Consider the following 10,198-nt stretch of genomic DNA (forward strand, 5'->3'; position numbering starts at 1 on the left):
GCACGCCGGAGACCGCGATCAGTGCCCCATCGAGGGCGAGTTCGCCCATGGCAACATAACGGGTCAGGAAATCCTGCGGGATGATGCCGAGCGCGGCCAGAACAGCTAGGGTAATGGGCAGGTCAAAGTGGCTGCCCTCCTTGGGCAGGTCGGCCGGCGAAAGGTTGACGACCAGTCGCTTGCCAGGCAGGGCGAGGCCAATGGCGTACAGAGCTGCGCGGATGCGCTCACGGCTTTCGGCCACCGCCTTGTCGCCCAGTCCCACCACGCTGAAGGCCACCATGCCGGACAGAAACTGCGCCTGGACATCAACAGGCACCGCCTCGATGCCCTGGAACGCCACCGTTGCCGCTCGAGACGTCATCCGCTCTCCTCCTGAACCTGACGTTACAGGAGGTTGTAAAATCCGTCAAATTCGCGTGTCAGCCCGATGAGCTGTCCGCCAGTGGATCCGAACCGGAGGTGTTGGCGTTCCTGGCACTAATCCGCACCCGCTTTACACGCCGCGGGTCAGAATCGAGAATCTCGAATTCCAAGCCGCTTTCGTGGCGGATGATTTCGCCACGGGCCGGAACACGGCCCGCAATCTTGAAGATGAGGCCGGCGAGCGTATCGGCCTCCTCCTCCTCGTCCTCTGGCAGCAGGTCGATGGCCAGCAGAGCCTCGAGTTGCGAAAGGTCCACGCGCCCGTCGGCCAGATACACACCGTCCTCCACAGGCTTGATGTCGAGACCCTCTTCGGTGTCGTGCTCGTCGGCAATGTCGCCCACGATCACCTCGACCAGATCCTCGATTGAGACGAGGCCTTCGGTGCCTCCGTACTCATCAATGACAATGGCGAGATGGGTGCGGCTCGCCTGCATACGGACCAGCAAATCGGTTGCGGGCATCGACGGAGGAACGAACAGGACCTCGCGATTGAGGCCCGCCTGCTTCACAGACGTAGCCAATGCCGTGGCTGCAATGCTCAAGCCAGGTGGCTGCGATTTGTCGATCTTTTCTGGCCTTTCCGATTTCGTTGTCCGGCGCTTTCGCGTCCCGCGCGCGGCCATCCAACGCAGGAAATCTTTCACGTGGATCATGCCGGTAATGCCGTCCAGCGTCTCGCGGTAGACCGGCATGCGCGAATGATTGGCATCGATGAACGTCGCCAGCAGGTCCTGCATGCTGTCCGTTTCGTCCACGGCCACGATGTCAACACGCGGCACCATCACGTCATCGACACGCAAGCCGGAGAACTCGATGATGTTGAGCATCATCGATTTGGCTTCCTCGCCAACCGTCGCGCCCGGGTTCTGTGCCTCGTGGCTCTCTATGGCGCCTTCGAGGCTCTCGCGAAGGCCAACATCTCTGTTGCGGCCAAAGCGGCTTCTCAGGCGTTGCCAGAGGCTTTCCCGTGTTGCTTCGGACGGCGTCGCTCCGCCCGTATTGTCAGTCTCACTCATAGGGGTTGGAAATACCCAGACCTTTCAGAATATGCACTTCGAGTGCCTCCATCTCCTCAGCCTCGCCATCGTCTTCATGGTCGTAGCCCAGAAGATGCAATGTACCATGGACAATAAGGTGGGTGGTGTGGTCAGGCAATGTCTTGCCCTGTTCCACCGCCTCGCCCGCGATCACGCCATGCGCCAGCACGATGTCGCCAAGCGACCGCGGTTCGCCGGCAGGCACAGGCATGTCCTCCGGCGTCGGGAAGGACAGGACATTGGTCGGCTTGTCCTTGCCTCGCCACTCTGCATTGATGGCGGCAATCCCATCGTCACCGGTGAACAGGACCGCAATATCGCAATCAAGGTCCGCATGGCCGGCGCCAGCCAGAGCGGCAGTAACGGCGCACCGCGCAAGATCGTCAACGCCAGGCAGAACCTGCCAGGCCTGATCCTCAACCTCCACGGAAACAGTCATTTCCTGGGTTTCGGCGCCTTCTTGTCGTAGGCCGCTACGATGCGGCCGACCAGTGCGTGGCGCACGATGTCTGCATTGTTGAATCCGACGGATGCAACACCTGACACGCCCTTCAGCACCTCAACTGCATCCGCAAGACCGGACGAGACGCCTGAAGGGAGGTCAACCTGTGTCGGGTCACCGGTCACCACCATGCGGCTGCCTTCACCGAGGCGGGTGAGAAACATCTTCATCTGCTGCGGTGTGGTGTTCTGAGCTTCGTCAAGAATGATGAAGGCGGACGACAAGGTGCGCCCGCGCATGAAGGCCAGAGGTGCGATCTCTATCTGGTTCTCGGCAATGCCCTTGGCGACGAGGCTCGCCGGCATCATGTCGTAAAGCGCGTCGTAGAGTGGGCGAAGATAAGGATCGACCTTCTCTTTCATGTCGCCCGGCAGGAAGCCAAGGCGCTCACCTGCCTCAACGGCGGGTCGCGAGAGAACGATACGGTCGATCTCACCATTCATCAGTGCCTCTGCGGCGCAAGCCACGGCAAGATAGGTCTTGCCTGTGCCTGCAGGGCCGATGCCGAAGACCAATTCATGTTTGCGGATCGCTTCGATGTAGGTGCCTTGCGTCAGCGTTCGCGGCATCACCAGTTTGCGGCGGGTGCGAATGGCACCGCCCGGCACATTGGTTTCCTGGGCCTCGCGCATGCGGATTGCTCCTTCGACCTCGCCCTTGGTGATGTCGAGTCCCCGTCTGGCGCGATTGTAGAGCGCCATCAGAACATCGCGGGCGGCATTCCGCCCCGAATCACTGCCGCGCACGGCAAGCCGATTTCCGCGGGGTGTGATGTCGACGCTGAGCCGGTGCTCGAGCACGGCGAGATTCTCGTCATGCTCGCCACACAGCAATGATAACGATCGGTTATCGTCGAAAGACAGGGTGAGGATGTCTGAATTTTCTTGCCGGGAGCCAGGGGTGTGGCTGCCGATCTGGGCCGCAGTGACGGGCGGATTCAAGGAATCGATTCTCCGTGTTTAGACTGCCTGAGTATAATGACCCGAAAGGCTGTTGGTTCCAACACCTGATATGTGGGTATCCACGATCGTTCCGATAAGGCCCTCGTCTGCCTGAAGGTGAACGGATTGCAGATAGGGAGAGCGTCCCACCAGCTGCCCCGGGTCGCGCCCCCGCTTTTCGAGGAGAACGGGCACCGTGCGGCCGACCATGGCCGCATTGAAGGCCGTCTGCTGGGCATGGAGGAGCGCCTGCAGCTCCTGCAACCGCGCAGACTTCTCGGACTCGGAAACCTGCCGGCTGCTCTCGGCAGCAGGCGTTCCCGGCCGGGGTGAGTACTTGAAAGAATACGCGCTGGCATAGCCAACATCGCGTATCAATTTAAGTGTCGAGTCGAAATCATCATCAGTCTCTCCCGGAAAACCCACGATGAAGTCGCCTGAGATCGCTATATCCGGTGTCGACTGCCGAATCTTCTCGATCACTCGCAAGTAGTTCTCGGCAGTATGCCCGCGATTCATTGCTTTTAGTATCGAATCGCTACCAGATTGAACTGGCAGATGAAGGTAAGGCATCAGCTTCGGGTATTCGGCATGGGCAGAGATGAGGTCGTCCGTCATGTCGCGCGGATGGCTCGTGGTATATCGCAATCTCTCGATACCCTCGATGCGTGACAGTTCGTCGACGAGGCCTGCGAGGCGGATGCTGCGGCCCCTGCCATCCAGTCCGTGATAGGCGTTCACGTTCTGGCCGAGCAACGTGAGTTCCCTAACGCCCTGCCCCGTCAGTCGGCGGGCTTCCGCCATCACCTGTTCCACGGGCCGTGAAAACTCCGATCCACGCGTATAGGGCACCACGCAGAAACTGCAGAACTTGTCGCAGCCCTCCTGCACGGTCAGGAAGGCCGCAACCCCTTTGCGCGGCAATGCCTTGGCCTCCAGCCCCTCGAACTTGTCTTCCGCCGGAAACTCGGTCTCCACGACCGCCTTCCCCAAGGCGCGCCGCTGGGCAAGAAGCTGAGGCAGCCTGTGATATGTCTGCGGGCCGAAGACCAGATCGACGGCAGGTGCCCGCCTGATGATTTCCTCGCCCTCTGCCTGGGCCACGCAGCCCGCTACAGCGATCAGCATTTCCGCGCCCTGCTCAGCCCGCTCCCGCTTCATCCTGCGGATCTTGCCCAGCTCGGAATAGACCTTCTCAGCCGCCTTCTCGCGAATGTGGCAGGTGTTGAGGATGACCAGGTCTGCCTGTTCCGGCACAGCCGTCTCGGCATAGCCCAGCGGACCGAGCACGTCCCGCATGCGCTCGCTGTCATAAACGTTCATCTGGCAGCCATAGGTCTTGACGAAGACCTTCTTCGGAGCGTCATCCATGGCTCTGGCCTCTAGCGGATTTTGCCCGGGTCGTGAAGTGCAAGCACCAGACCTTGGCGGACCTGCTCCTGTGCATGTCGGGCAAGCGCCTTGCGGTTCAACTCCCCGCTCAGCGAAAGCGGCGGATGGCAGACGACCGCCACTTCGATGGGACCGGCACGGAGCGCGCCCAGCAAATGGGGAGCAAGGTCCATGTCGCCATACCAAGCATAGAGCGGCAAGATCCGGCGGTTCATGGGAAGGTTTTGGTGACCACGATAAGCCAGAGACACCGGCTGCACGAGGACCCCCGGCATCTCAGCTGCACCAAAAAAGGAGCTCTTGAAGGGCAGCACACTCCGTCCGTCACCCGATGTTCCCTCAGCGAACAGAACGATGATGTCCCCGGCCGTCAGCCGCTCCCGCATTTCATCGCGCGAACCCCCTGTTGCGTGTCGGCGCTCGCGGTCCACGAAAATCGTGCGCTGCAACCGCGCGAGCGTGCCAAAGAAGGGCCAACGGCTCACCTCCTTCTTGGCCACGAAGGAGACGGGGCCAACCGCGCTCAGCACCACGATGTCCAGCCAGCTCACATGGTTGCAGGCAATGAGCAGTGGCCCCTGCTCGGGCGCCTTTCCGATCACCTCGACCCTTATGCCAAGAATGCGGCAAACGAGGCGATGGTAGTGCATCGGAAACACACGCGCCATGCGCGGCCAGAACCACACGAAGAGCTGCTGCAGAGGCATCAGGGGCAGGGTGAGCGCAGTGAACAGAACCAGCGCCCACCAAGGCCGGAGGCTGCTCACAACCCGAGCTCGCGACGCATGACGATGGCGTCCTCCATCCCGCTGACGCGCTTGTAATAGCCCTTCCGGCGTCCCACCTCGGAGAAGCCGAGCGCAGCATAGAGGCCCTGTGCCGCGATATTCGACGCTGCAACCTCAAGAAACAGATACCGCACGCCCTTGGCGGCAAGTGAGACGACATTGCGTTCCAGCAACTGTCGGGCAACACCTCTTCGCTGCACCGAAGGCCTCGTCCCGATCGAAACGATCTCAGCCTCGTCGACGGCACTGCGGGTGAGCATGAAGCCGAGAGGTTCGCCTCGCTCGAGTGCAACAGACGCTTCCGTTCCGGGCGTCTTCAGCAATTCTGCAAACGCAAGGGGACTCCAGCCTTCATCGAATGCCTCGATATGAAGCTCGGACAGGATGTGAGACGCGGAGACATCAACATATTCGATGCTCAGCGCAGTGAGTTTTCGAAGTGTTGTTTGCTGCGGCTTGGCATCGGGTGCTCGAAGGTAGAGTGGTGAGGGCATCGCACCAGGAACCATGTCTGCCACCAAGGCCGCAAACTGCGCGGCCACCGGCAGATGGCATACGGAAGACAATGTCAGGTCATCGCGTCCGCTCGCAGCCACGACCGCTGCTGCGGCCGAGCCAAGAACCACTGTGCCGGCCACAAGCTCCACCGCGGCAGCGATTGTCGTTGTGACATGGGGTGCAACGATCAGCTTGTGATCTGCATCAAAGCGAGCAGCATAGATTTCGTCGTTGCGGGCATCGGCGACCACCAACAGCGGAGACCGCGCAGGTTCATTCGCAGCAATCGCTGAAAGGCTGTTGATGCCGATGACCGGAATGCCGCGCGCCAGTCCAATCCCGCGCGCGAATGCGAGGCCGATGCGCACGCCGGTGAAGGTGCCGGGGCCGGTGGTCACGGCAATCCGGTCAATCTGCGAGAAATCGAGGCCTGCAGTCTTCATGACCTCTGCCACCATGGGTGGCAGCACTTCGGCGTGGCCTCGCTCCATCGCCAGGAAAGCCGCGGCGAATGGCTGCGCGACGTCGGTGTCAATGACTGCTGCAGAGCAGGCTGCCATTGCGGTGTCGAGGCCAAGGATCTTCATGAGGCGGCGTGATAGGCTTAGGCGGGGCTACCCGTCAAACGGCGCGGACTTCGCTCACTTCCGGCACGAAATGGCGGAGCAGGTTCTCGATACCGTGCTTGAGCGTCGCGGTGGACGAGGGGCACCCAGCGCAGGAGCCCTTCATGTTGAGAAACACCACGCCTTCGCGGAAACCCTGGAAGGTGATGTCGCCACCATCCTGCGCTACGGCGGGCCGCACGCGGGTGTCGAGCAGCTGCTTGATGGTGTTGACGATCTCGACATCGCCCTCCTCGAAAAACTCTTCGCCAGGGGCTTCCGATGCCGGCTTCTCGCCCAGCAACACCGGCGCGCCAGACAGATAATGGTCCATGATCAGGCCGAGGATGGCGGGTTTCATGTGTTGCCATTCGGCGCCCGAGCGGGTGACGGTGATGAAATCCTGGCCGAGGAACACGCCCGAGACGCCGCTTACCGAGAAGAGCTTCTCGGCAAGCGGTGATTCCGTTGCGGCTTCGGCATCTCGGTAATCGCGCGTACCACCGGGCAGCACCGGCTTGCCGGGCAGAAACTTCAGCGTGGCGGGATTGGGAGTGGCTTCCGTCTGGATGAACATGTCCGATTCCTCTACTCGGGATTTATATAGCCCGAGTTTAGAATCATTTCAAACTGTTCCAGCAGGTCTCGTCACCCTAAGAAACGATAAAGCCGACAATCTCACGAGCCTTGCGCATGATCGGCGCGGCAATTGCCCGCGCCCGGTCAGATCCGTCCCTCAGCACGCCCTCGACATAGGCGCGGTCGCCCTGCAGTCGCTTTGTCTCCTCGCCCACCGGGCCGAGCTTTGCCACAGCGAGGTCGGCGAGCGCGTTCTTGAACCCCGAGAACTGCCCCCCGCCATATTGCCCCAGAACCTTCTCCACGCTCTCGCCCGACAGCGCGGCATAGATGCCCGTCAGATTGTCGGCTTCGGGGCGCCCCTTCAGGCCCTCCCTTTCGGAGGGTAGCGGCTCGGTGTCGGTCTTGGCCTTGCGGATCTTCTTGGCGATGGTGTCGGCGTCATCCGTCAGGTTGAGGCGGGAGAGGTCGGAAGGGTCCGACTTTGACATCTTCTTGGTGCCATCGCGCAGGCTCATCACGCGCGTTGCCGGGCCGGTGATATAGGGCTCTGGCGGCACGAAGAACACGCCGTCCTCAAAGCCTGCTGCCACAATGGCGTCCTGGTAATCGAGGTTGAACTTGTTGGCGATGTCGCGCGCCAGTTCGAGGTGCTGCTTCTGGTCCTCGCCCACTGGCACGTGGGTGGCATGATAGCCGAGGATGTCCGCCGCCATCAGCACTGGATAGGTGTAGAGGCCGACGGATGCCGCTTCCTTGTCCTTGCCCGCCTTTTCCTTGAACTGGGTCATGCGGTTCAACCAGCCGATGCGGCCGGTGCAGCCCAGGATCCAGGCGAGTTCCGCGTGCTCGGCAACTTGGCTTTGGTTGAAGATGATGCTCTTCCTGGGGTAGAGGCCGCAGGCGAGATAGGCCGCCGTCACGTCGACGATGGCGCGCCGCAGCTCCTTGGGGTCCTGCCACACCGTGATGGCATGCATGTCGACCACGCAATAGATGCACTCATGCGTGTCCTGCATGTGGATCCAGTTCAACATGGCGCCTAGGTAGTTGCCGAGATGCAGGTTGCCAGTGGGCTGCATGCCGGAAAAGACGCGCGGGACGAACTTGGACATCAGGAACCCTCTTGAACGGAAGCGGGCCGCTTATGCCCGCAATCGAGGGCCCTGAAAAGAGCCTCGCGCATGGCTTGCCTTCACCGCCGTGACACGGTCTAAACAAGCCCATGCCAGAGCTTCCTGAAGTTGAAACCGTCATGCAGGGGTTGAAGCCCGTCCTCGAGGGCCAGCGCATTGCGGAGGTAACCCTGAGGCGTGCCGGTCTTCGCTTTCCCTTTCCGGAGCGGTTTTCCGAAAGGCTGTCTGGCCATCGCATCACCGGGCTGTGGCGGCGGGCGAAATACATTCTGGCGAGGCTCGACTCCGGTGAGGTACTGCTCGTCCACCTTGGCATGACTGGTCGTTTCACAGTGTTTTCGAGCCAGGGCGCGCGCAACCTCGGCGAATTCTATTTCGAAGCGGCAGCCGGAGAGTCAGGGCAGGGGCCGCATGACCACGTGGTCCTGTCGCTCGGGAATGGCACGCGCGTGGTCTACACCGACCCCCGCCGCTTTGGCATCATGGACCTGTTTCCTGAGGCCGAGACCGGCTCTCACAAGCTTTTGCGCGAAATCGGGGTGGAACCGCTCGGCAATGCCTTCAGCGCCGACTATCTGGCCGAGCACTTTCGCGACAAGGCGGCACCGCTCAAGGCGGCACTGCTCGACCAGCACATCATCGCTGGCCTCGGCAACATCTATGTCTGCGAGGCGCTGTTCCGTGCCGGACTGTCGCCGCGCCGCAAGGCGCGGACGCTGGTGCGCAAAAGGGGCTTCGATCCGCGCCTTGGCGAACTGGTGCGCCACATCCGCGAGGTGCTGGGCGAGGCCATCGGGGCAGGGGGCTCCACCCTGCAGGATTTTGCCCATACCGATGGGGCATCCGGGGCCTTCCAGCAGCGCTTTCTCGTCTATGATCGCGAGGGTGAGCCCTGCATAAGTTGTGGAGCATCCATTGAAAGGCTTGTGCAATCGGGCCGATCGACATTCTACTGTCGGCACTGCCAGAAATAGGACTGAACCCATGGCCTACCAGAACATCATCGTCGAAACCCATGGCAAGGTGGGCCTCGTCACGCTCAACCGCCCGCAGGCGCTCAACGCGCTGAATGAGGCTCTGATCACGGAGATGAATGATGCGCTGGCCGGTTTCGAGTCGAATCCGGATGTTGGCTGCACCATCATCACCGGCAGCGAAAAGGCCTTCGCGGCAGGAGCCGATGTGAAGGAGATGGCGGAGAAAACCTACGTCGCGTCCTATCTCGGCAAGTTTCTGGACGGCTGGACGCGCATTTCGGAAACCCGCAAGCCGGTGATTGCGGCGGTCTCGGGCTTCTGCCTCGGTGGCGGCCTCGAACTCGCGATGATGTGCGACATCATCATCGCTTCCGAAACGGCGCGCTTCGCCTTGCCTGAAATCACGCTGGGCATCATGCCGGGCGCAGGCGGCACGCAGCGCCTGCCGCGCTTCATCGGCAAGGCCAAGGCGATGGACCTGATCCTCACTGGCCGCATGATGGACGCCGCCGAGGCGGAACGCAGCGGCCTTGTCGCCCGCGTCGTGGCGCCGGAGAAACTGCTGGACGAGGCGCTGGCGGCCGCGGCCAAGATCGCCAGCTATTCGCAGCCAATCGTCATGATGGCCAAGGAAACCGTGAACCGGGCCCAGGAAACATCCCTGGCAGAGGGTGCCCGCTTCGAGCGGCGCCTCTTCCTCTCGATGTTCGCCACCGAGGACCAGAAGGAAGGCATGAAGGCCTTCATCGCGAAGCGGAAGCCCGACTTTCGGAACCGCTGACGCTATTTACGTGAGGTAATTTAATCGGTTTCTCTCCGAAACTCGTGAAATTGCGAGGTTCGGAGAGAAACATCTTATTGGCGAAATAAATACCTTTAAATTGTGTATTGAGTCATAATCTGCTACCCGGAAAAATCAGAAGTTGTATAATCCGGGGGGTCTTTATACCGCGCAAGAGTTTCAAGCCGATTGTCAATCTTTCACCGGGCGGCCAGGCCCGCGTGGCGCTCATGCGCTTTGGCCTTGGTCTCAAGCCTGGTGTGGCGCAGCGCCTCGCCACCGATGGTGCGGCCTTCCAGGCCTGCCTGAACGAAATCTCCAACCCTGCGGCCCTTCTCATCCCCGATGCATAGGTCAAGACCTACAGCACCGACAAGAAGGCCGACGTCACCCTGGATTATGCCATCTGCTGCCGCTTCGGCGCGGTCATCATGAGCTTTGGAACAACAGGCTTCCTTCCTCAGCCTTCTAACATAATCGTAAGCGCCGTCTACGCCCCATTGGATATCCCTCTTCCGCCGCTACTGCCGAGG

At 61.2% G+C, this 10,198-nt stretch carries 12 protein-coding genes; 3 read left to right on the plus strand and 9 right to left on the minus strand.

Annotated elements, in window-relative coordinates:
• From WCJ41_RS17805 to trpS, 9 genes are all read right to left on the minus strand, one after another.
• A partial coding sequence (locus WCJ41_RS17805; protein ID WP_336907182.1) for a magnesium chelatase domain-containing protein occupies positions 1-364 on the minus strand: 364 nt, incomplete at its 3' end.
• A gap of 58 nt (positions 365-422) precedes the next feature.
• The gene (locus WCJ41_RS17810) at positions 423-1,259 is read right to left on the minus strand and encodes a hemolysin family protein (RefSeq protein ID WP_336907183.1); all 837 of its coding nucleotides are present in this window, start codon (positions 1,257-1,259) and stop codon (positions 423-425) included.
• A 178-nt stretch (positions 1,260-1,437) separates the two neighbouring features.
• Positions 1,438-1,905, minus strand: coding sequence for an rRNA maturation RNase YbeY (gene ybeY / locus WCJ41_RS17815; RefSeq protein WP_336907184.1), 468 nt, complete (start codon positions 1,903-1,905; stop codon positions 1,438-1,440).
• A complete protein-coding gene (locus tag WCJ41_RS17820) occupies positions 1,902-2,882 on the minus strand; it encodes a PhoH family protein (RefSeq protein WP_336907193.1) in 981 nt (326 codons plus the stop codon). The genes ybeY and WCJ41_RS17820 overlap by 4 nt, the downstream gene beginning before the upstream one ends.
• Before the next feature lie 45 nt (positions 2,883-2,927).
• Positions 2,928-4,280, minus strand: coding sequence for a tRNA (N6-isopentenyl adenosine(37)-C2)-methylthiotransferase MiaB (miaB, locus tag WCJ41_RS17825; protein WP_336907185.1), 1,353 nt, complete (start codon positions 4,278-4,280; stop codon positions 2,928-2,930).
• 11 nt (positions 4,281-4,291) lie between these two features.
• Positions 4,292-5,068, minus strand: coding sequence for a lysophospholipid acyltransferase family protein (locus WCJ41_RS17830; protein ID WP_336907186.1), 777 nt, complete (start codon positions 5,066-5,068; stop codon positions 4,292-4,294).
• Positions 5,065-6,174 carry a tRNA (adenosine(37)-N6)-threonylcarbamoyltransferase complex dimerization subunit type 1 TsaB gene (gene tsaB / locus WCJ41_RS17835; RefSeq protein ID WP_336907187.1) on the minus strand — a complete coding sequence of 370 codons (1,110 nt, stop codon included), beginning with the start codon at positions 6,172-6,174 and terminating at the stop codon, positions 5,065-5,067. The genes WCJ41_RS17830 and tsaB overlap by 4 nt, the downstream gene beginning before the upstream one ends.
• Before the next feature lie 34 nt (positions 6,175-6,208).
• Positions 6,209-6,769, minus strand: a complete 561-nt coding sequence (locus WCJ41_RS17840; RefSeq protein WP_336907188.1) for a NifU family protein — start codon at positions 6,767-6,769, stop codon at positions 6,209-6,211.
• 76 nt (positions 6,770-6,845) lie between these two features.
• Entirely contained in the window at positions 6,846-7,886 is a 1,041-nt protein-coding gene (trpS, locus tag WCJ41_RS17845; protein ID WP_336907189.1) for a tryptophan--tRNA ligase, read from the minus strand.
• 110 nt (positions 7,887-7,996) lie between these two features.
• Here trpS and mutM point away from each other — a divergent pair, with 110 nt between their 5' ends.
• The 3 genes from mutM to WCJ41_RS17860 all read left to right on the plus strand — a co-directional run bounded on the left by mutM (position 7,997) and on the right by WCJ41_RS17860 (position 10,018).
• A complete protein-coding gene (mutM, locus tag WCJ41_RS17850) occupies positions 7,997-8,881 on the plus strand; it encodes a bifunctional DNA-formamidopyrimidine glycosylase/DNA-(apurinic or apyrimidinic site) lyase (protein WP_336907190.1) in 885 nt (294 codons plus the stop codon).
• 10 nt (positions 8,882-8,891) lie between these two features.
• Positions 8,892-9,665: an enoyl-CoA hydratase gene (locus WCJ41_RS17855; RefSeq protein ID WP_336907191.1), complete on the plus strand. Its 774-nt coding sequence runs from the start codon at positions 8,892-8,894 to the stop codon at positions 9,663-9,665.
• Between the two features lie 221 nt (positions 9,666-9,886).
• The gene (locus WCJ41_RS17860; RefSeq protein WP_336907192.1) at positions 9,887-10,018 is read left to right on the plus strand and encodes a hypothetical protein; all 132 of its coding nucleotides are present in this window, start codon (positions 9,887-9,889) and stop codon (positions 10,016-10,018) included.
• Positions 10,019-10,198: the final 180 nt, after the last annotated feature.

It is taken from the genome of Aestuariivirga sp. (genome assembly GCF_037139295.1).
In the GTDB taxonomy this organism is placed as follows: domain Bacteria; phylum Pseudomonadota; class Alphaproteobacteria; order Rhizobiales; family Aestuariivirgaceae; genus Aestuariivirga.